19 protein-coding genes are annotated in these 19,445 nt (G+C 69.1%); 3 read left to right on the forward strand and 16 right to left on the reverse strand.

Annotated elements, in window-relative coordinates; all coding sequences use genetic code 11:
- Positions 1 to 46 precede the first annotated feature (46 nt).
- The 7 genes from DS837_RS21000 to DS837_RS21030 form a co-directional block, all read right to left on the reverse strand.
- On the reverse strand, positions 47 to 766 hold the full coding sequence (locus tag DS837_RS21000; RefSeq protein WP_149166533.1) for a tetratricopeptide repeat protein: 720 nt from the start codon (positions 764 to 766) through the stop codon (positions 47 to 49).
- Positions 766 to 1,452: a Fe2+-dependent dioxygenase gene (locus tag DS837_RS21005; RefSeq protein WP_119509850.1), complete on the reverse strand. Its 687-nt coding sequence runs from the start codon at positions 1,450 to 1,452 to the stop codon at positions 766 to 768. Before DS837_RS21005 ends, DS837_RS21000 begins: the two co-directional genes overlap by 1 nt.
- 81 nt (positions 1,453 to 1,533) lie before the next feature.
- Complete coding sequence (locus tag DS837_RS21010; RefSeq protein ID WP_149166534.1) at positions 1,534 to 3,837, reverse strand: TonB-dependent receptor; 2,304 nt, start codon at positions 3,835 to 3,837, stop codon at positions 1,534 to 1,536.
- A 370-nt stretch (positions 3,838 to 4,207) separates the two neighbouring features.
- Positions 4,208 to 5,734 carry a glycosyl transferase family protein gene (locus DS837_RS21015; protein WP_149166535.1) on the reverse strand — a complete coding sequence of 509 codons (1,527 nt, stop codon included), beginning with the start codon at positions 5,732 to 5,734 and terminating at the stop codon, positions 4,208 to 4,210.
- Positions 5,735 to 5,873: 139 nt separating this feature from the next.
- On the reverse strand, positions 5,874 to 6,245 hold the full coding sequence (locus DS837_RS21020; protein WP_149166536.1) for a hypothetical protein: 372 nt from the start codon (positions 6,243 to 6,245) through the stop codon (positions 5,874 to 5,876).
- Between the two features lie 22 nt (positions 6,246 to 6,267).
- On the reverse strand, positions 6,268 to 6,858 hold the full coding sequence (locus tag DS837_RS21025; protein ID WP_247890054.1) for a hypothetical protein: 591 nt from the start codon (positions 6,856 to 6,858) through the stop codon (positions 6,268 to 6,270).
- A gap of 53 nt (positions 6,859 to 6,911) precedes the next feature.
- Complete coding sequence (locus DS837_RS21030; RefSeq protein WP_149166537.1) at positions 6,912 to 7,670, reverse strand: phosphatase PAP2 family protein; 759 nt, start codon at positions 7,668 to 7,670, stop codon at positions 6,912 to 6,914.
- A 219-nt stretch (positions 7,671 to 7,889) separates the two neighbouring features.
- On the opposite strand from DS837_RS21030, the gene ahcY reads away from it, so the two are divergent.
- On the forward strand, positions 7,890 to 9,194 hold the full coding sequence (gene ahcY, locus DS837_RS21035; protein ID WP_137104541.1) for an adenosylhomocysteinase: 1,305 nt from the start codon (positions 7,890 to 7,892) through the stop codon (positions 9,192 to 9,194).
- A gap of 128 nt (positions 9,195 to 9,322) precedes the next feature.
- Here ahcY and DS837_RS21040 read toward each other — a convergent pair whose 3' ends face one another.
- From DS837_RS21040 to DS837_RS21065, 6 genes are all read right to left on the reverse strand, one after another.
- Complete coding sequence (locus DS837_RS21040) at positions 9,323 to 9,994, reverse strand: hypothetical protein (protein ID WP_149166538.1); 672 nt, start codon at positions 9,992 to 9,994, stop codon at positions 9,323 to 9,325.
- A gap of 504 nt (positions 9,995 to 10,498) precedes the next feature.
- On the reverse strand, positions 10,499 to 11,086 hold the full coding sequence (locus DS837_RS21045; RefSeq protein WP_149166539.1) for a hypothetical protein: 588 nt from the start codon (positions 11,084 to 11,086) through the stop codon (positions 10,499 to 10,501).
- A 79-nt stretch (positions 11,087 to 11,165) separates the two neighbouring features.
- Positions 11,166 to 12,113, reverse strand: coding sequence for an Hsp33 family molecular chaperone (locus DS837_RS21050; protein ID WP_247890055.1), 948 nt, complete (start codon positions 12,111 to 12,113; stop codon positions 11,166 to 11,168).
- Between the two features lie 111 nt (positions 12,114 to 12,224).
- Entirely contained in the window at positions 12,225 to 13,139 is a 915-nt protein-coding gene (argF, locus tag DS837_RS21055) for an ornithine carbamoyltransferase (RefSeq protein WP_149166541.1), read from the reverse strand.
- Positions 13,139 to 14,293: an aspartate aminotransferase family protein gene (locus tag DS837_RS21060; protein ID WP_149166542.1), complete on the reverse strand. Its 1,155-nt coding sequence runs from the start codon at positions 14,291 to 14,293 to the stop codon at positions 13,139 to 13,141. The genes argF and DS837_RS21060 overlap by 1 nt, the downstream gene beginning before the upstream one ends.
- A gap of 150 nt (positions 14,294 to 14,443) precedes the next feature.
- Positions 14,444 to 15,247 carry an ABC transporter permease gene (locus DS837_RS21065; RefSeq protein ID WP_149166543.1) on the reverse strand — a complete coding sequence of 268 codons (804 nt, stop codon included), beginning with the start codon at positions 15,245 to 15,247 and terminating at the stop codon, positions 14,444 to 14,446.
- An 80-nt stretch (positions 15,248 to 15,327) separates the two neighbouring features.
- On the opposite strand from DS837_RS21065, the gene DS837_RS21070 reads away from it, so the two are divergent.
- Together DS837_RS21070 and DS837_RS21075 are read left to right on the forward strand one after the other, a co-directional pair.
- Positions 15,328 to 15,888 (forward strand): regulatory protein RecX, encoded by a 561-nt coding sequence (locus DS837_RS21070; protein WP_149166544.1) that lies wholly within the window; start codon positions 15,328 to 15,330, stop codon positions 15,886 to 15,888.
- Between the two features lie 75 nt (positions 15,889 to 15,963).
- A complete protein-coding gene (locus DS837_RS21075; RefSeq protein WP_247890056.1) occupies positions 15,964 to 16,749 on the forward strand; it encodes a hypothetical protein in 786 nt (261 codons plus the stop codon).
- A gap of 195 nt (positions 16,750 to 16,944) precedes the next feature.
- Here the strand turns inward: DS837_RS21075 and rpmB are convergent, their stop codons facing one another.
- The 3 genes from rpmB to meaB form a co-directional block, all read right to left on the reverse strand.
- Positions 16,945 to 17,247 (reverse strand): 50S ribosomal protein L28, encoded by a 303-nt coding sequence (gene rpmB, locus DS837_RS21080; protein WP_014198082.1) that lies wholly within the window; start codon positions 17,245 to 17,247, stop codon positions 16,945 to 16,947.
- 164 nt (positions 17,248 to 17,411) lie between these two features.
- Positions 17,412 to 18,212: a phasin family protein gene (locus DS837_RS21085; RefSeq protein ID WP_149166545.1), complete on the reverse strand. Its 801-nt coding sequence runs from the start codon at positions 18,210 to 18,212 to the stop codon at positions 17,412 to 17,414.
- A 196-nt stretch (positions 18,213 to 18,408) separates the two neighbouring features.
- Positions 18,409 to 19,413: a methylmalonyl Co-A mutase-associated GTPase MeaB gene (meaB, locus tag DS837_RS21090; protein WP_149166546.1), complete on the reverse strand. Its 1,005-nt coding sequence runs from the start codon at positions 19,411 to 19,413 to the stop codon at positions 18,409 to 18,411.
- Positions 19,414 to 19,445: the final 32 nt, after the last annotated feature.

Genomic DNA, 19,445 nt, shown 5'->3' on the forward strand with positions numbered 1-19,445 from the left:
GTGAGGGTAAAGCCGAGAATCAAAGAACCAATCCTTGGCCGTACCCTCACCCTTCCCGCGCGTCGCGCAGGCCCCTTCCCTCTCCCGGGACGGGAGAGGGACAGCCGCCCTCCGCCAACTCGCCCGCCCGCCGCGCCAGGGCGCGCAGGCGCGGGTCGGGCTGGTCGGCCAGGGCGGCGGCCATGCCGCGGTAAAAGTCGGGGAAACCGGTTTCCAGCGCCCGCGCGAACCACGCCAGCGCCGCCTCCGTCCGCCCGTCCTGGAACAGCAGGCGGGCGTGGTTGAAGCGGCCCCAGCAGTCCCCGCCCTCGGCGGCGGCCTGGAAGAGCTGGCGGGCGCCCGCCCCGTCCTCGGCCACGGCGCGCCCGGCCTCGTGGAACAGGCCGAGCATGTTCAGCGCCTTCACGTTGCCCTGGCGGGCGGCGGCGGCGTAGAGGCGGTAGGCTTCGGCGTCGTCCGCCGGAACGCCCACGCCGCGGCAGTGCAGGTCGGCCAGATTGAACAGCGCCCAAGCATCGCCCAGCTCGGCGGCCCGGCGGTAATGGGCAGCGGCCTGGACGGGGTCGGCGGGCACGCCCCAGCCGTGCTCGTGGCAGCGGCCCAGCATGTTCACGGCGCGGGCGTCGCCGCTGCGCGCGGCGATGCGGAACCACTCCATCGCCTGCGCCCGCGCGGCACCGCCGCGGTCGAGGCATTGCTGCCCCAGGGCGAGCTGCACGTCGATGATGCCCGGCCCTTCCGTCGAACAGGAAGCGATGCCGGCCATCACACCTCCGCCCAGCGCCGCAGCAGGTTGTGGTAGTGGTTCACCAGAGCCAGAACGGACGGGTGCTGGTCGCCCAGCTCCCGGCGCAGGTCGATGATCGCGACGTCGAGGTCGTAGAGCATCGCCCGCAGCCCGTCGTCCTTGACCAGCGACTGGGTGAAGAAGAAGGAGGCCCAGCGCGAGCCGCGCGTCACCGGGGTCACCCGGTGCAGGCTGCTGGACGGATAGACCACCGCGTGCCCCGCCGGCAGCTTCACGCCCTTGGTGCCGTAGGTGTCCTCGACGACCAGATCGCCGCCGTCATACTCGCCGGGGTCGCTGAGGAAGATCGTGGTGGAGACGTCAGCCCGCATGCGCAGGCCGCCGGTGCCCGGAATGGCCCGGATGGCGTTGTCCACATGGTTGCCGTAGGTCATGTCCAGGTCGTAGCGGTTGAACATGGGCGGCAGGACGCGCAGCGGCAGGGCCGCCGAATTGAAGGCCGGGTTGCGGCCCAGCGCCTTCAGGATGACCACGCCCAACTCGCGGGCGGTGTCGCTCTCCTCCGGGATCTGCAGGTTGTTCTTGGCCAGCACCGCCTGGGAGCCCGCGGTGACGCGGCCATCGACCCAGGGCGACGCCTCCAGCACCGCGCGGCAGTGGGCGACCTCGTCGGCGGTCAGAACGTCGGGGATTTGCAGAAGCACAGGGAGGAATCCTTTTGCAGAAGAAGAAGGCCGGACCGGCCCCCGGAGGATGGTCCGGGACACGGTCCGGCCTGGCCGGGATCAGAAGGTGACGCCGGCGGTCAGCATGAAGGTGCGGCCCGAGGCCGGCACCGCGCGCGACGCGTTGAAGGCCGAGGCGTAGTTGCGGTGGTCGGTCAGGTTGTAGGCGTTGAGCGCCAGGGACAGGTTGTTGATCTCGTAGGACACCACGCTGTCCAGCGAGACCGTCTCCGGCACGCGGGCGGTGTTGGCGCTGTCGGCCCAATATTCCGAGGCGTACTGGATGCCGCCGCCGACCATGACCTTGCCGGGCACGACGCCGGGGGCGAACTCGTAGGTCGACCACAGGCTGGCGTTGTTCTTCGGCACGTTCGGCGCCTCGTTGCCAACGACCGCCGCGTTGGTCCGCGACTCCTTGATCTCGCCGTCGAGGTAGGCGTAGCTGGCGTAGACGCTCCAGCCCTCGACCACCTTGCCGCTCACCCCGGCCTCGAAACCGCGGATGCGGGTGCCGAGACCGGCTTCGGAAAAGCCGTCGGTGACCGTGCCGGTGGCCGGATCGACGGAGTAGGTGTTGCTCTTCTCGATCTGGAACAGCGCGCCGTTCAGACCCAGCCGCCCGCCGAGGAAGTCGGCCTTGCCGCCGATCTCGTAGAGGTCGGTCTTTTCCGGATCGAAGTCACGCCCGTTGCGCGGGGTTTCCGCCGTGCCGTTGGTGACCTGCGCCGCGATGTCCACGCCGATCGGCTTGTTGGAGCGCGCGTAGGAGACGTACAGCGACACGTCCTTGGTCGGCTCGTAGATCAGGCTGGCCGACGGGCTGAGCGTGCGGGTGCTCTCGTTGCCACCGATCACCGCCGGGTCGGCGGACTTGAAGGTGGTGCGGAAGTAATCCCAGCGCAGGCCGCCCTGCACCGAAAGCTGGTCGAACAGCCACACGCGGTCGGTGACGAACAGGCCGGTGTTGGCGACGCTGGACTCGCGCACGCCGGTCGCCGGGTAGGTGATGAAGGCGTTGGCCGGATAGCTGTGGCTGGGATTGCGGATGGTCTGGGTGTTGGTGCGGTTGACCCAGGTGCCGCCGCGCCGCTCGTCCTTCTGGTAGCTGAGGTCCAGGCCGCCGTTCACCTTGTGGTACAGGCCGAGGAAATTGCCCTCCGCCTTCACACCCGCAACGTTCTGGACGCCCCAGCCCTTCTGCTTGAAGGCCATGCCGCCACCGGCCCCATAGCCGATCACCGGGTTGCCGCCGTTCAGGAAGGCGGTGTTGGCCGCGGCGGTCAGCGCCGAGGGGGCCGTGGAAACGAAATCGCGCTCGTAATGGCTGTAGCGGCTGTCGTTGTAGAAGGACAGGGTCTTGCTGACTTCGTGGGCCAGGGTCGAGGTGACGATGTGGTTGTCGGTGTCGTCACGGTCCAGATTGCGGACGTAGGACGTGGACCGGTCGAGCCCGAACTCGGGCGCCGGTCGGACGATGCCGTCGCGGCCGCGGATCATGGGCTGGCCCATGTCCGGCGTCTTCTCGCCGTTCAAATAGGAATAGTTCAGGTGCCAGGTCGTCGGGGTGCCCAGCCCGACGCCGAGGTCGGCGGCGAAGCCCTTGCGCTTGGCCTCGACCTCGTCGCGGTCGGCGACGTCCTGGTCGTGGTACAGACCGTTGAAGCGCAGCGCCGTCGTCTCGTTGATCGGCTGGTTCACGTCCACCGTGGTGCGGTAGGTGGGGCCGGAACCGACCGACTGCTCGACGTTGTAGCGCTTGTCCAGCCCGGCCTTCTTGGTGCCCTGGTTGATGACGCCGCCGGAGTTGCCGACACCGAAGCCGTTGCCCGACGGGCCCTTGAAGACCTGCACGGACTCGGTGTTGAAGACGTCGTGGGTGTAGACGCCGAAGTCCTTCAGGCCGTCGGTGTAGATGTCGCCGCGGGCGGTCAGGCCGCGGATGCGGAACTGGTCGCCGTTCTGGCCGCCGTTACCCTCGCCGGTCGAGATGGTGATCCCGGGGACGTTGCGCAGGACCTGTTCCAGGGTCGTGGCGCGCTGCTGCTCGATGATCTCTTCCGGAACGACGTTGACGACGCGGGGCGTGTCCTTGACCGTGTCGGGCAGGCGGGAGATGCCGGTGGGCTTGGCGTTCACGTTGCCGGTGTCGGCCGGACGGTCGGCGCCGACCCGCACCGGGTCGAGAACGGTGGCGTCACCGGCCGCGGTGCCCGGCGCGGTCCCGGTCCCCGAACCGGCCCCGGCACCGGCCGTCTGCGCCTCGGCCACCGTCGCCAGGGTGGAGAAGGACATCGCCAGCCCCGCCGTCGCGGCGGCACCGGCGATGATGGGTCGGAGGCGGTCGGGGACATTCGATTGCAACATGAGGCTCTCCCGAAAAAACGTCGTGGCGGATGCGCCGATCAGCGGCGGGTATCTACCAAGCGGGGAGGCGCCCCCTTCAACGGCGATCATTCAGAATAATTCTAAATTGCAAAATCACCCTTGTTCAGCCCCGTCGCATGCGGGGATATGTCGTTTGGCGGAGGCCCATGAGGGACCCTCCGGCAGCCCGCCCAGACGTGGGCCGACACCCGCTTTTCATATGTGCTACAACGATTTAAAATGTCTGTTCAGGCGTTTTCAGAGGATCGCGCGGGAGTGTGCGAAACCGGGCTGTTGCAAAGCAGCAACTCCGATAATAAGAATTATTCTCAATATGGGGGAGCGCCGCGGCCCGAACGTCTTTTGTCCGTCAGGACGGAATCCGGACCGCCATCGCGCCCTGCCCGAGACGGGCCTTCCAGAGCTGTTCGGCCAGCCGCAGGGCGTCGGCGAAGGCCGGCCCGGCGGCGCCGGGAAGGGCGAACAGGGCGAAGGCGGCGGTACCGACGATGATGCGCTCCGCCCGCGCGTCGCGCACCGCACCGGTCCACACCCCCTGCCAATATTCCAGGCTGGTGCCGCGCGGGCGCGGCGTCGGCGGCGGCTCCTCCATGCAGGCGGGCAGGAGGAGGTCCTCCGCCGCGCCGTTGACCAGCCGGTGGATGGAGGACGGGCGGAAGGGCGTGAACTGGGCGACGTCGCGCACGCTGCCCAGCACGGCCATGTGCTTCCAGCCCAGGATGCGGGCGGCGTCGCGGTGCAGTTCCCGGTAGGTCGGCTTGGCCGCGCCCAGCAGGGAGGTCTTGGTCTTGGCCGGCTTCAGCAGATGCACGGCCTCGAACACGGCGGAACGGGTCTGGGTCAGCCGGTGCAGGCCGATCAGCCGGTAGATCTGAGGGGACAGGGCGGCGAGCGGGGCGTAGGCGATCCGCTGCGCCGCCAGAGCCGCCGCGATCTCCCGCGCGTTGGTGCAGACCGGGATGCCCACGGTGGGCGCGATGAACTCGTACCGGCCGGACGCCGCGCTGCAGCCCGTGCCGCCGTGCAGCAGCACCCGGTGGCCGGCCTGCGCGACCAGCCGGGCGGCGTGAAAGAACCAGGGCGGGTTGTGGTAGTTGGGCGAAGTGAAGCAGGGCCAGTCGATGTCCGCCTGGATCGTCCGGCCCAGCCCGGCGGCGACGTGCGCCCGCATCGCCCGCACCATCCCGGCCAGTTCCGGCGCGGTCGAGCCGCGCATCCGCATCATGCCGAGAAGCGCGCCGACCTGCACCGGATCGGCCTCACCCGCCAGGATGATGGTCATCGCCTCCTCCGCCTCCTCGGCGGTCAGCGGGCGGCCATGGCCGCCCCCGGCGATGCCCAGCACGCCGATGTGGCGGGCCAGACGGTCCTGCGCAGGGGCATCCGGCCCGATCCCCTGCAGTTTCGCGTCGACCCGGGCCGGCGACGGTTGCCCCTCCAGCAGGCCGGCGGGCCGCACCTGGAGCGGCGGCGCCGCGATGCCGGTCGGCACGTTCCAGCGCGGATCGAAGGTTTCGTCGAGCGCCGGGCGTTCCGCCGCCGGCTCGAACAGAGCGTCGATCCCGCGGGCCATCGCCTGGACGCGCGGGCGCAACGCTTCGGCGAACGGCGTGGGCACCAGGCCGCGGCCGGAGCGGATGAACAGGGGATCGCCGAACGCCTCGCGCATCTGCCCCAGGAGCCGGCTGAGCGCCGATGTCTGCAGACCGAGGTCGCGGGCGGCCAGCGTGACGTTCCGTTTCGACAGCAGCGCGTCCAGCGCGACGATCAGACGGCCACGGGACAGCCGATTTTCCTGGTCGCGGGGAACGGCCTTGCCCTGAGCAGACGCCTCCGGTTTCGGATGCGGCGTTCCGTCCTTCCTCTTGACCGTCATGTGAGTTCAGCCCGAATGCGGTTGCCTGGCCGGTTCACGGCTGCATACCATGATAATGATACGCATTCGCATACTAACGCAACACGCACGGAGCGCCCGTCCCCTCCCACGACGGAAAGGGGCCGGCGGCTTCGGAAGCTCAGTCCTCGGACGCTGCGGGCTTGGGGGCCGCAGCCTGCTCCGCCTGAATCCGCTCGACGATACGGGTCAGCGCCGCCGCGTCGAACGGGCTGTCCATGTTCAGGTCCTGGGCGAATTTGCGGATCACGCCGATGGCGCGGCGCCGGGTCACGATGTCGACGTCGCCGGGCCGCGTCCGCTCGACCACCGGCCCCTTGTAATAGCTGCTGCCGACGCGCCACTGGCGCTGGCCGTCCGCCCGCCATTTGGTGCCGTCGGACAGCACCATGCAGCGGTTGCCCTCGGTGAAGGCATCGACGGTGGCGATCCTCTCGGGGCCGGTCTGGCTGTTGTGGATCGTCACCTGATCCCCGACCCTGAACGCTGTCATTCCCTGATCATCCTCATCTCTGTCAGTCGCTGTCCGATGGCGGCCCGCCGGAATGGAGCCGCGCGCCCTGGTCGCTCTCGCGCCGCTCCTCCACCGCCGCCATCAGCCGCGACTTCGCGGTGGCGCGGCTGTCGGAAGCGCCGTCCGCCTTTGGTTGCCCCGGCGGCTGGCTCCGCGAGGCGGAGCGAACGCCGTTCAGCGCCGCCAGGAAACCGGTGGCCGGACGCATGGTCCTGCCGCCGCGCAGGCCGGGCGGCGCCCCGGGAGGAGGCGCCAAAGGCGGCGACGCCGGGGGTTGCGGCTTCGCCGCAGCGATGGGGGCGACCTCGGCCTCCCCTTCCCCATGCGGCGCCCGCCGTTCGGCGGCCTCGGCACGGGCCAAGGTGGTGGCGCGCTCCACGACCAGCGTCCGGCATTCGCCGTCCAACGTCTCGTAAACGCGCTTGGCCTCGTTCAGTTCATGCACGTCTTCCGTTTCCAGCGTGCGGTCCAGCGCGCTGGACAGCATCCGGAACTCCAGCACGCCCGGCACCCGCGCCTCGTCCACGGCGCGCTTCAGCACGCCGACAGCTTGCAGGGTTTCACGGTCCAGGGCGCCTTCGGGCATCGACATGCAGTGGGTTGAACGACGGGATAACCCGAAATATCGGCTGAGGCCGGGCGGGGTCAAGTGCGATCCGGCACCGTTCCGGCTTCACCCTCCGGTTCGACCGCACCGCGTCTTTGCAGCCACAGGGCGACGAGCCAGCACAGCGCGGCCCATCCCGCCCCGACGCACCAGCCCGCCAGGACGTCGGTCGGCCAATGGACGCCCAGATAGACGCGGCTGCAGCCGACCAGCAACGTCACCGCCATCGCCACGACGAGCACGTAGGCCTTCTGCCGCCTTCCCTCGACGAAGCGCGCCAGCATCGCGCCCAGCGTCAGGAAGACGACCGCCGACAGAAGCGAATGGCCGCTGGGGAAACTGGCGGTGAAGACGATGTCGCCGTGGGGAACGATGTCCGGACGCTCCCGTCCGATCTGGTTCTTCAGCAGGCCGCTGATCGCCATGCCGCCGCCGACCGACAACAGCACGAGAAGCGACGCCCCGCGCTTTCCCCGAAGCAGCAGGAAGCCCACCGTCACCGCGGTGATCAGCGACAGCACCGTAATGCTGCCCAGCGCCGTGACATCGCGCGCCGCGTTGTGAAGCCAGGGCGGCCCCAGCGGCGTCGTCGGATCGCCGGCCACCCGCAGCGCCATCAGCACCGCGCGGTCGAAGGCCGCCGTCTCGCCCTCGATCACCTCGCCGGCCAGCAGGGCGAAGGCCAGGATCAGCCCGGCGCTGACCGCCATGCCGACGAGAAGCCGCAACTCGTGCCGGCCGAGCCTCGTCCAGAAGCCGGGTGCCCTCAATCCTGCCAGCGCCATCGCCCGTCCCATGCCTCCCGTCGGTCGCAGACCGGTTATGGGAACGCCGGCCTCCGGGGAAAAGGTCCGCCGGGCCGCAGCGGACGTCGCCGAATGGTCAACCCCGCAAACATAAAGATATCTTTATGCTTGCGGGGTTCCGAATGCGCTGCTACACCAACGCCACAGCGGGCCGGTGTGCCCGCCCCTCATCATTGCTGTACCGCAAACAGCCGCCCAGGAGACCCCCCGATGGCCGCGCCCGCCAACTTCACCGACTACAAGGTCAAGGACATCAGCCTCGCCGAGTGGGGCCGCAAGGAAATCACCATCGCCGAGACCGAGATGCCCGGCCTGATGGCGCTGCGCGCGGAGTTCGGCGAGACGAAGCCGCTGGCCGGCGCCCGCATCGTCGGCTGCCTGCACATGACCATCCAGACCGCCGTGCTGATCGAGACGCTGACCGCTCTCGGCGCGACCGTCCGCTGGTCGTCCTGCAACATCTTCTCGACCCAGGACCAGGCCGCCGCCGCCATCGCCGCCGCCGGCATCCCGGTCTTCGCCTGGAAGGGCGAGACGGAGGAGGAGTTCTGGTGGTGCATCGAGCAGACCCTGCGCGGTCCCGATGGCTGGACCCCGAACATGATCCTGGACGACGGCGGCGACGTCACCCAGATCATGCACGACAAGTATCCGGAGATGCTGGCCGAGGTCCGCGGCCTGTCGGAGGAGACCACCACCGGCGTCCATCGTCTCTATGAGATGATGAAGAAGGGCACGCTGAAGGTTCCGGCCATCAACGTGAACGACAGCGTCACCAAGTCGAAGTTCGACAACCTCTACGGCTGCCGCGAGTCGCTGGTCGACGGCATCAAGCGCGCCACCGACGTGATGGTGGCCGGCAAGGTCGCCGTGGTCGCCGGCTACGGCGACGTGGGCAAGGGCTCGGCCGCCTCGCTGCGCTCGCAGGGCGCGCGCGTCCTGGTGACGGAGATCGACCCGATCACCGCGCTCCAGGCCGCCATGGAAGGCTATCAGGTCGTGACGATGGACGAGGCCGCCCCGCAGGGCGACATCTTCGTCACCGCGACCGGCAACGTGGACGTGATCACGCTGGACCACATGCGCCAGATGAAGGACCGCGCCATCGTCTGCAACATCGGCCACTTCGACAGCGAGATCCAGATCGAGGCTCTCCGCAACTACAAGTGGGAAGAAGTCAAGCCGCAGGTTGACGAGGTCGTCTTCCCCGACGGCAAGCGCCTGATCGTCCTGGCCCAGGGCCGCCTCGTGAACCTGGGCTGCGCCACCGGCCACCCGAGCTTCGTGATGAGCGCCAGTTTCACCAACCAGGTGCTGGCCCAGATCGAGCTGTGGACCAACGCCGCCAGCTACGAGAACAAGGTCTACGTCCTGCCGAAGCACCTGGACGAGAAGGTCGCCCGCCTGCATCTGGACAAGATCGGCGCCAAGCTGACCACGCTGTCCGCCAAGCAGGCCGAGTACATCGGCGTGAAGGTCGAAGGCCCGTTCAAGCCGGACCACTACCGCTACTAAGCGGGCCAAGGCGGACCGGGTCCAAACGGATCGGAACGGAAAGGGCCGCCCCAAGGGGCGGCCCTTTTTCATGGCACCGTCGCGACGCCCCGTTCAGGCGATCGCCAAACCATCTCCAAGCCATCCTCTCAGCGGCGCCGACACAGATCGTCGATCAGCCCCCGGACTGCCGTGTGAACCGCCTCCATGCGCTGCACCAGCGTGCCCCCCGCTGAACGGGCCAACGCGTCGTCGAACGCCTGCATCAGGATGAGGTTATCGGGCGCGGCGATACCGGGAACGCCGACCAGATCCCGCGCGAGCGCGGCACACTCCAAAGCGACCTGCTCTTCCGTGGCCACTCTCAGACTCAGCCGCTGGAAGAGGTCGCGGTCGCGCTCGACGGCCCGGGAGGAGATCTGCCCCCACAGGCGGCCCACCAGGACCGCGGCGAAGGCCGCCCGGAAAAAGCGCCGCCCCACCCCCTGGAAGTCGAAGGAGCCGTCGATGGGATCGGGCATCCTTTCCACCCAAGCCTGATCGGCCAGAACCGTCTGGTAGGTGATTCCCGAACAGGCGCACAGCAGCGCATAGGCGCGACCCGACGTGCCGGGATCGCGCCGCAATGACCGCAAGGTGGTCTCGTAGGCGACGAAAAGGGGCTGGCTGGAATTGCTGCGATCCGCGATGTCGCGCGTCAGGTCGTCGGCCAGGAAAAAGTTGAGGTCGTCGAGGGGTATTGCACGTCCCGTTGACGCGATCGCGGCAACCGCGTAAGCGTGCGCGACGGGCTCGCGCAGATAATCGACGTGTCTCCCCATGAAGGATGGCGTTACCCGATGCGGTTCCGGTTGATGTGCTGGTCCAGCGCTTGGCGCAACCCCGCCGGAAGAAGGGCATCGAACATGGTGACTTTGGCCCCCTCACCCGGCATCATACGCTCCGGACGGGGCGCGTTCAGGTACGCGGTTCCGAGATTGTGCGACGTCGCGTCACCGGTCCGTTCGGTCCTTGTCGGCGCAACGCGGGAGTTTGTGCGGATCGCGCCTTGGGTCGGTGTGTCTGCGGCGGAATCGTTCGTCTCTTGGAAGGCCGAAAGAGCCATTGTGCACCCGCCCCCGGAAAAAACAAAATGGCTTCCCACTCGGGAGCACCCTGACGATCGATCAAGGCTAATCCGAACTTGCGGGTATCGCAACACTGATTTTCATCTTATGCGCCGCGGCAAAAGGCCCTGGGCAACCCCAAGGCCTCCGCCTTTCGACCACGCCGTTCCACTCAGCCCTTCCGCCTAGACGGTGTCGGAGATGGCGGCGGAGACTGCGTCAGCGCCGCACCATCGGCGCCAAGTCCTTGCGGATGCCGGCGTCCAGCCGGGCATTCAGGTCGTCCATCATGCGGCGGACGAGGTCCTGCAGGGTCGCCTCACGGTCGGCCACCGAGATGTTCTCCGGCACCGTGGTGGACTGCGTCACCGTTGCCTTGGTCATGCCGCGGTAGGTCGTCTCGCCGGGCAGCTCGCCGCTGATCTCGACCTCGATCCGGCCGTCGTAGCGCTGGGCCTGATCGTTGGTGAAGTAACCTTTTACCCCGCCGGTCTTGGGAAGCTGGACCTCGACGATGCTGGCGTCGCGGATGGTGACCCGCACGCGGCCCGGCCCGCCGGCGGCCTGCAGCCGCTCGTTGGCCCAGCGGCGCACCGCCTCGGCGGGCGGCAGGGGGATGCGCTGGTCGACGGCCGTGCCGGCGGGACGGTGGGCGTCCACCACGTCGACGCCGCCCGCGTTCAGGACGATCGGGCCGAAGTTGGAATAGTCGATGGGCCGGGCCGCCGGACGCGGCGGCGTGCTCTGGCAGGCCGTCAGGGCCATGGTGGCGAGTGCGGCGGCGAGAACGAAACGGCGGGTGGGCATGATCGCTCCGGTGAGACGGAAAAACGGCGCGGCACTATAGCCGCGCCGCCTCATTAGCGCATCCGGAACCTGGAGCCCCCTACTTCGCCGTCCCGTAGACCCGGTCGAGGTCCGCGTCGTCGAAGTGGTAGGCGGTGGAACAGAACTGGCAGACCACCTCGACCCGCCCGTCGTCGATCTTCAGATCCTGCACCTCGTCCCGCGGCAGGCTGGACAGCATGTCCGACACCCGCTCACGCGAGCAGCGGCAGCCGAAGCGCAGGGCCTTGGGCTGCCACACCCGCACGCCGTCCTCGTGGAACAGGCGGAACAGCAGCGCACTGGCCGCCAGTTCCGGGTCGAGAAGCTCGTCGCCGGTGGTGCTGGACAGCAGGACCATGGCGCGGCGCCACGCATCCTCGTCGCCGGAGCCGAGCACCTTTTCGGTCGCATCCTGCGGCAGGCGCTGGATCATGATGCCGCCGGCCCGCCAGGCGCCCTTGCTGCCGTCCGGCAGGGTTTCCTGGTCCACCGACACGGTCAGGCCGGTGTCGATCTGCTCCGACTGGCGGAAATAATGCTGCACGCAGTCGGCCAGCGTCTTGCCGTACAGCTCGACGATGCCCTGGTAGCGCTCGGTGTTCGGCCCCTGGTCCACGGTGAAGGCGATGTGGCCCTTGCCGAGCAGGGCCGGCGCCGGGGCGATGGCCACGTCGTCGGCGGCCTTGGCCAGCGCTTCCTCGTCGAACTGGGCGTAGGCGCGGATGTCGCCGACCGAGGTGATGTCCGCCACCATCAGCCGGACCGGCCCGTCGCCCTTGGTCTGGAGCGTGAAGATGCCGTCGTACTTCAGCATGCTGGACAGCAGCATGGCGAGCGTCATCGTCTCGGCCAGGAAGCGTGCGACCGGCTCCGGATAGGCGTGGCGGGTCAGGATTTCGTCCAGCGCGGGGCCCAGCTTCACCATGCGGCCGCGCAGGCGCGACGCCTCGATCTGGAAGGGCAAAACGAGATCGTCGGTGATCGGTTGGACGGAAGGATCGTCCATGATGTCCTCGAAGTTACGACAGGCCATGGCCCGGCGCCGCCATCCCGCTCATCGCGGGGGGCGGCGCCGGGCCATGACTCCAATTCCAAGGGCTCTCAGCCCCGAGTGCTCTTAAATAGTGGCGCCGAGGCACCATGCCAGTATGGCCTTCTGGGCGTGCAGGCGATTTTCCGCCTCGTCCCAGACGACCGAGTGCCGGCCGTCGATCACCCCGTCGGTCACTTCCTCCCCGCGGTGGGCGGGCAGGCAGTGCATGAACAGGGCGTCGGGGGCAGCCAAGGCCATCAGCGCCTCGTTCACCTGATAGGGCGACAGGATCGCCGCCCGCTCGTCCACGTCGGTGTTGTGCATCGAGGCCCAGGCGTCGGTGACCACGCAGTCGGCGCCGCGCACGGCCTCCTCCGGCGAGGTGGTGACGGTGATCCGCCCGCCCTCGCGCTTCACCCAGTCGAGCAGCTCCGGCGCTGGGCCGTAGACCTCCGGGCAGCCGAGGCGGATCTCCACGCCGAGGCGCACCGCCACATGGACCCAGCTCACCGCCACGTTGTTGACGTCGCCGATCCAGGCCACCGTGCGCCCCTCGATGGGGCCGCGATGCTCCTCGAAGGTCATCACGTCGGCCATGATCTGGCAGGGGTGCGACTGGTCGGTCAGGCCGTTGATGATCGGCACCGAGGCGAACTCGGCCAGCTCCTGCACGCGCTCCTCGCCCATGGTGCGGACCATCACCGCGTCCACGTAGCGCGACAGCACGCGGGCGGTGTCGCCGATGGTCTCGCCGCGGCCGAGCTGCATGTCGTCAGGCTTCAGCACCACCACGTCGCCGCCGAGCTGGCGCATGCCCACCTCGAAGGAGACGCGGGTGCGGGTCGACGGCTTCTCGAAGATCATCGCCAGCGTGCGGCCCGCGAACAGCGAGCGGTAGGCCGGGATGTCCTTCTTGATGGTCGCGGCCATGGCGAGGATCCGGCGCAGGGTCGCCTTGTCCAGCCGGTCGATGTCGAGGAAATGACGGACGGCGGACATCACACCAGCTCCTTGGCGGTCTTGGCGAGGATGGCCACGGCCTCCTCCACCTCGGCCTCGCCGATGTTCAGCGGCGGCAGCAGCCGGACCACGTTCTCGCCCGCCGGAACGGACAGCAGGCCGTTGGCGCGTAGCGCCACCACCACGTCGCCGACCGCCGGACCGCAGGCGAGGCCGAGCATCAGCCCCTTGCCGCGCACGCCCGTGAAGACCGCCGGGTTCTCGGCCACCAGACCGGCCAGACGGTCCTGGAGCAGGTCGCCGATGCGCTGCACATGGTCGAGGAAGCCGGGCTCCAGCACCTTGTCCAGCACGGCGTTGCCGACCGCGGTGGCCAGCGGGTTGCCGCCGTAGGTCGAGCCGTGGGTGCCGGCGGTCATGCCCGACGCGGCCTTCTCGGTGGCGAGGCAGGCGCCCAGGGGGAAGCCGCCGCCGATGCCCTTGGCCACCGCCATGACGTCCGGCGTGATGCCGGCCCATTCATGGGCGAACAGCTTGCCGGTGCGGCCCATGCCGCACTGGATCTCGTCCAGGAACAGCAGCAGCCCATGCTCGTCGCAGATGTCCCGCAGACCGCGCAGGAACTCCACCGAGCCGGCGCGGATGCCGCCCTCGCCCTGGATCGGCTCCAGGCAGATGCCGGCGGTCTGGTCGGTCACGGCGTTGCGCACCGCCTCCAGGTCGCCGAAGGGCACGAGGTCGAAGCCGTCGAGCAGCGGGCCGAAGCCCTTGATCAGCTTCTCCTGCTGGGCCGCCGACACCGCCGCCAGCGTGCGGCCGTGGAAGGCCTGCTCGAAGGTGATGATGCGGGTGCGGGCCTTGTCGCCCTTCTCGTAATGGTATTTGCGGATCAGCTTGGCGCCGCATTCCCACGCCTCGGCGCCCGAGTTCGTGAAGAACACGGTGTCGGCGAAGGTGGCCTCGGTCAGCCGCTTGGCGAGGCTCTCCTGCCCGGCGACCCGGAACAGGTTGGAGGTGTGCCAGAGCTTGTGCGCCTGGGCGGTCAGCGCCTCGACCAGATAGGGATTCGCGTGGCCGAGGACGTTCACCGCCACACCGGCGGCGAAGTCGAGGAATCGTCGCCCGTCGGTCGCGTACAGATACGGACCTTCGCCGCGCTCGAACACGATGTCGGCGCGGGCATATGTGGGCATGACGACCGGAATCACAGCGAAAACCTCCGAATGAGGAAAGCCCGGCGGACACCCTCGCCCGCCGGGAACCGTCGAATATCAAGATGTCACTTCACGCTGTCAACGGATTGGCTACGCCAACCGGCTGAATTCGACCGGATTCAGGCGGATTTACGCCTTCAGCTTGTAGCCCGTCTTCAGCATGCGCCAGGCCAGCCACCACAAGCTGCCGTTGACGGCCAGCATGACGAGAATCCCGATCCCCAGCGTGCCGTCCGACCGCCCGATGAAGCCGTAGCGGAAGCCGTCGATCATGTAGAAGAACGGGTCGAAATGGGCGATCCACCAGAACACCGGCGGCAGCGTCTCCACCGAATAGAAGGTGCCGGACAGGAAGGACAGCGGCGTCACCACGAAGTTGGTCACCGCCGCGATGTTGTCGAACTTCTCCGACCAGATGCCGCCGACCAGCCCGAGCAGCGACAGCAGCATCGAGGCCATCAGGGCGTGGAAGATCACGAACTCCGGATGGGCGATGCGCACCGGGACGAAGGCCCAGATGGCCAGACCGGTGACCAGCCCGACCAGCAGGCCGCGCGTCACCCCGCCCATGACGAAGCCGAAGGCCAGCTCCAGCGGGGCCATCGGCGGCATCAGGATGTCGACGATGTTGCCCTGGACCTTGGCGATCACCACGGAGGAGGAGGTGTTGGCGAAGGCGTTCTGAGCCATCGCCATCATGATCAGGCCGGGCGCCAGGAACTCCAGATAGGGCACCGTCCCGATCATCCGCACCGCACCGCCCAGCGCCAGCGCGAAGACGGCGTAGAACAGCAGGGTGGTGACCACGGGCGCCCAGACGGTCTGCTGGTGCACCTTCAGGAACCGGCGCACCTCGCGCGCGTAGAGGGTCCACAGGCCGACCCAGTTGACGGCGCCGACCTGGCGGGGCATGGGAGGGAGAGGATGAGTCATCGCACCACGATCAACAGGAATGGACCGGACTTTAGGGCGCGGCGCCCGTTCCGGCAACCGCCCCCGGACGGGAGACAGCCATGACCCGCGACCAGCCGCCGGCCCGCAAGCCGCCGCGCCGCGTCACCGCCCAGTATCTGGAGAACGCGGCCCTGCACTATCTCCAGCGCTTCGCCAGCTCCTCGGCCAGTCTGCGCCGGGTGCTGATGCGCAAGGTCGACCGCTCCGCCCAGGCCCACGGCACCGACCCGGCGGAGGGCGCGCGCTGGGTCGAGGACCTGATCGCCCGCTACCTGCGCAGCGGCCTGCTCAACGACGCGGCCTACGCCGAGATGCGGGCGGTAAGCCTGCACCGTCGCGGCACCTCGACCCGCGCCATCCGCGAGAAACTGTCGGCCAAGGGCATCGGCCGCGACGAGGCCGACCGCGCGCTGGAGTCGCTGGACGAGGAGGTCGAGGGCGACCTGAACCTGACCGCCGCCCTGGCGCTGGCCCGCCGCCGCCGGCTCGGCCCCTACCGCCTGCCGGAGAAGCGCGCGGAGTTCCGCGACAAGGATCTGGCGGCGCTGGGCCGCGCCGGCTTCGCCTACGACATCGCGCGGCGGGTGGTGGACGCCGACGACCCCGACTCGGTGGAGTAACACCCTCCCCTCCGCGGCCCGTTCGCCCCGCCCGGCTGTTGTTCGGCAAACGCCATCGGTTCCGGGGAAACAGTCATGCGCCACGCCGCCCTCGCGGGCCTTACCCTCGCCGTCGGGCTGCTCGCCGCCGGGTTGCCTGCCGTCGGGACCGCCCGCGCGCAGGACGACGAGCGCATGGCGCTGTCGTCGGAACTGCCGATCACCGTCGAGGACGCCGCCGCCATCGAGAAGGGCAGCGTCGATGTGAAGGTTCGCGCCTTCTTCGAGCGGCTGAAGGGGGACGGCGGGCGCAACCGCCTGTCCTTCGACCCGGAACTCCAGGTCGGCGTCGCCGACGGCCTGGCGCTGAAGGTCAATCCCGGCTACCGCGTGGGCAACGCCGACGACGCCCAGCAGGGCGACGTCACGCTGTCCGCCGAATACAACATCCGTGAACCGTCGCAAGGACGGCTGGGCCTCTCGGTGGAGCCGCTGGTCAGCATCCCCTACGGGTCGGGGAGCAAGACGACCGAGGCCGGGATCACCGGGCGCCTGACCCAGCCGCTCGGGACCGCCGCCGGCGCGCCGCGCCTGCACGCCAACCTGTCCTGGCGGCATCGGTTCGATCCGGCATCGGACGAGCGCGACAACCGCTTCATCATGGCCGCCGGAATGAATGCACCGGTCGGCCCCGCCACCGCCGTGGCCGTCGACGTGGTGCGCGAGCAGTCGGAGGAGCGCGGCAAGGCCGACAATTTCGTGGAGGCCGGCGTCCGGCATCTCGTCGGCGAAGACCTCGCCGTGGGAGCCGGTATCGGAGTCGGGTTCGGCCCCGATTCGCCGCGCTACCGCCTGCTGCTGGGCGTGCAGCGGTCGTTTTAGGGCAACCCCCGAAAACGACAAAACGCGCGCAAAGCCTTTCGGCGATGCGCGCGGCACTCTCAACCGGGGTTCGGTGCAACCGAGAGTCGGAGTCGTCCTGGTGTGGGGCTTGGAGCCCGGCCGCGGAGTTTGCCGCCCCGCGGTGACATCACCAGAATCGCCTGGATGCGCTCCGGCGCCTCCAGGCGGTCAGCCTCAGGCCGCGACGGCCTGCTGCTTGTCCTGGGCCTTGGCGATGCGGCGCTTCAGGCGGCGCGCTTCCAGGCTGAGGACGTCGTCCTTCGCGTCGAGCAGGAAGGCGTCGAGGCCGCCCTTGTGCTCGATCGAACGGATCGCGTTGGTGGAGATACGCAGGCGCACCATCTGACCCAGAGCGTCGCTCAGCAGCGCGGTTTCCTGCAGGTTCGGCTGGAAACGGCGGCGGGTCTTGTTGTTGGCGTGGCTGACGTTGTTGCCAAACTGCGTGCCCTTGCCGGTCACGGAGCACCGACGTGCCATCGGAGTGATCCTTTATTTTAGCAAATGAAACCCGGTCCCGGGCAGCATACCGCCCGAAGGAGGCGGCGTTATAGTCGAACAAGCGCGCGCCCGTCAAGGAAGGAAGAGACGGGCGCGCGCCGATCGACGGTCCCCGGGCCGGCGGGGACCGCGATCCGGTGAAATCACTCGGCGGCGGGAGCGGCGGCCTTCTTCTCCTCAGCCTTCGGGGCGGCCTTCGGGGCTTCGGCCTTCGGGGCTTCGGTCTTGACGGCTTCGACCTTCGGGGCCTCGGCCTTCTTTTCCTCAACCTTCACCTCGGCCTTCGGGGCTTCCGCCTTGAGCGCCGGGGCGGGGGCCGCCTCGACCTTCGGCGTCTCCGCCTTCACCGGCTCCGCCTTCGGAGTCGGCGCTTCGGCCTTCGGGGCCTCCGCCTTGGGAGCGGCGGCCTTGACCGGAGCCTTGCGGGCCGCCGGAGCCTTCTTCGGCGCCGGAGCGGGAGCCGCCTCAGCCTTCGGCGCCTCTGCCTTCTTCTCCTCGACCTTGGGCGCCTCGACCTTCGGGGCCTCCGCCTTCGGGGCGGGGGCCGGCGCAGCAACCGGGGCAGCCTTGGGCGCCGGGGCGGCCGACGTCAGGGCCACCGGGCTGACGCCCAGTTCGGCGGCGATCTTCGAGGAGACGTCGAGGACGGTCTGCACGTGGTTGACGACGCGGGCCTGGGCGACGGTCGCCCATTCGCGCTGCACGGCGACGAGGTCCGCCGGGCTGCGCACCTTGGCGAACTCGCCGGCGAGGTGGGTCGTCTCGCCGATGCCGGCGGTCACGCCGTCGAGCAGGCGGCGGCAGCCGTCCTGCATCACGCCGGCGACGCGCGTGCCGCGGGCGGCGTAGGTCTCGGCGTTCGCCTTGCCCAGCGGCGACAGGGCGAGAGCCCCGTTGGTCAGGGGGTTGAAGCGCTCGAAAAGATCCAGAAAGTTGGCGGCCATGTCCTAAGGTCTCCCGTTGACGACTCGACGCGGAGGCGGTGTCGGACAAGTCAACTCCGGCTCATACCCCAGGAGACTGCGGGCAAACCCCTCGCCCAAGCGCCATGAAGACGCTCCTTTCCCGCCCAGGCCACCTTATGCACGGGAGAATCGCGGCGCAACAAGAAATGTTGCGGTGCAGCATACCCGAAAGGACCTACTCCACCGCGCGCCCGAGGAACTTTTCAAGCAAAACGCGTGCAGCGGCCGTGGGGGTGATGGCGCCGCCGGTCACGCGGGACTCCAGCGCGGACAGGTCGGCGCGCACGGCGGGATGCCCCTTGAAGGCGTCCACCAGCGTCTCGCGGATCTCGCTCCACAGCCAGGCGCGGGCCTGCTCGGCGCGGCGCGTGGCGCGGACGCCGGACGCCTCGGTGATGGCCTTGTGTTCCCCGATGGTGTCCCACACCGAATCGATGCCGGCCTTGGTGATGGCCGAGCAGCTCAGCACCGGCACGCGCCAGTCGCCGTGGCGCAGCAGGGTCAGGGCGTGGCGGTAGTCCGCGACGGTATGCCGCGCCGTGTTGGCGAGGTCGCCGTCCGCCTTGTTGACGACCACGAGGTCGGCCAGCTCGACGATGCCCTTCTTGATGCCCTGAAGCTCGTCGCCCCCGGCGGGCAGCAGAAGCAGCATGAACAGGTCGACCATGTCGGCCACCGCCGTCTCCGACTGTCCGACGCCCACCGTCTCCACCACGATCACGTCGAAGCCCGCCGCCTCGCAGACCAGCATGGCCTCGCGCGTGCGGCGGGCCACGCCGCCCAGCGTGGCGCCGGCGGGCGACGGGCGGATGAAGGCGTTCAGCTCACGCGACAGGTCGACCATGCGGGTCTTGTCGCCCAGGATGGAGCCGCCGGTGCGCTGCGACGACGGGTCGATGGCCAGCACCGCCACCTTGTGCCCCCGCGCGATGACGTGCTGCCCGAACGCCTCGATGAAGGTCGACTTGCCCACCCCCGGCACGCCGGAAATGCCCACCCGCACCGAATTGCCGGTGTGGGGGAGCAGCGTCTCCAGCAGGGCGTCGGCCTGGGCGCGGTGGTCGCGCCGGGTCGATTCGATCAGCGTGATGGCGCGGGCGAGCGCGCGGCGGTCACCCTGCAGCACCGCGTCGGCGAGCGCGGCGGGGGTGTTGAGGGCGGGAGCGGGAACGGTCGTCATGGCAGGACCCTAGCGGGCGCGGCGGGCGCGGT

Origin of the sequence: Azospirillum brasilense (assembly GCF_008365405.1) — a bacterium.
In the GTDB taxonomy this organism is placed as follows: domain Bacteria; phylum Pseudomonadota; class Alphaproteobacteria; order Azospirillales; family Azospirillaceae; genus Azospirillum; species Azospirillum brasilense_D.

What these genes read in the sequence shown, in the direction of transcription:
- rpmB (WP_014198082.1), bottom strand. Translation starts at nt 17,247, where the DNA reads ATGGCACGTCGGTGCTCCGTGACCGGCAAGGGCACGCAGTTTGGCAAC.
- DS837_RS21065 (WP_149166543.1), bottom strand. Translation starts at nt 15,247, where the DNA reads ATGACTCATCCTCTCCCTCCCATGCCCCGCCAGGTCGGCGCCGTCAAC.
- DS837_RS21040 (WP_149166538.1), bottom strand. Translation starts at nt 9,994, where the DNA reads ATGGGGAGACACGTCGATTATCTGCGCGAGCCCGTCGCGCACGCTTAC.
- DS837_RS21010 (WP_149166534.1), bottom strand. Translation starts at nt 3,837, where the DNA reads ATGTTGCAATCGAATGTCCCCGACCGCCTCCGACCCATCATCGCCGGT.
- DS837_RS21000 (WP_149166533.1), bottom strand. Translation starts at nt 766, where the DNA reads ATGGCCGGCATCGCTTCCTGTTCGACGGAAGGGCCGGGCATCATCGAC.
- meaB (WP_149166546.1), bottom strand. Translation starts at nt 19,413, where the DNA reads ATGACGACCGTTCCCGCTCCCGCCCTCAACACCCCCGCCGCGCTCGCC.
- DS837_RS21070 (WP_149166544.1), top strand. Translation starts at nt 15,328, where the DNA reads ATGACCCGCGACCAGCCGCCGGCCCGCAAGCCGCCGCGCCGCGTCACC.
- DS837_RS21030 (WP_149166537.1), bottom strand. Translation starts at nt 7,670, where the DNA reads ATGGGACGGGCGATGGCGCTGGCAGGATTGAGGGCACCCGGCTTCTGG.
- DS837_RS21045 (WP_149166539.1), bottom strand. Translation starts at nt 11,086, where the DNA reads ATGCCCACCCGCCGTTTCGTTCTCGCCGCCGCACTCGCCACCATGGCC.
- argF (WP_149166541.1), bottom strand. Translation starts at nt 13,139, where the DNA reads ATGTCCGCCGTCCGTCATTTCCTCGACATCGACCGGCTGGACAAGGCG.
- DS837_RS21075 (WP_247890056.1), top strand. Translation starts at nt 15,964, where the DNA reads ATGCGCCACGCCGCCCTCGCGGGCCTTACCCTCGCCGTCGGGCTGCTC.
- DS837_RS21020 (WP_149166536.1), bottom strand. Translation starts at nt 6,245, where the DNA reads ATGACAGCGTTCAGGGTCGGGGATCAGGTGACGATCCACAACAGCCAG.
- ahcY (WP_137104541.1), top strand. Translation starts at nt 7,890, where the DNA reads ATGGCCGCGCCCGCCAACTTCACCGACTACAAGGTCAAGGACATCAGC.
- DS837_RS21025 (WP_247890054.1), bottom strand. Translation starts at nt 6,858, where the DNA reads ATGTCGATGCCCGAAGGCGCCCTGGACCGTGAAACCCTGCAAGCTGTC.
- DS837_RS21060 (WP_149166542.1), bottom strand. Translation starts at nt 14,293, where the DNA reads ATGCCCACATATGCCCGCGCCGACATCGTGTTCGAGCGCGGCGAAGGT.
- DS837_RS21085 (WP_149166545.1), bottom strand. Translation starts at nt 18,212, where the DNA reads ATGGCCGCCAACTTTCTGGATCTTTTCGAGCGCTTCAACCCCCTGACC.
- DS837_RS21015 (WP_149166535.1), bottom strand. Translation starts at nt 5,734, where the DNA reads ATGACGGTCAAGAGGAAGGACGGAACGCCGCATCCGAAACCGGAGGCG.
- DS837_RS21050 (WP_247890055.1), bottom strand. Translation starts at nt 12,113, where the DNA reads ATGGACGATCCTTCCGTCCAACCGATCACCGACGATCTCGTTTTGCCC.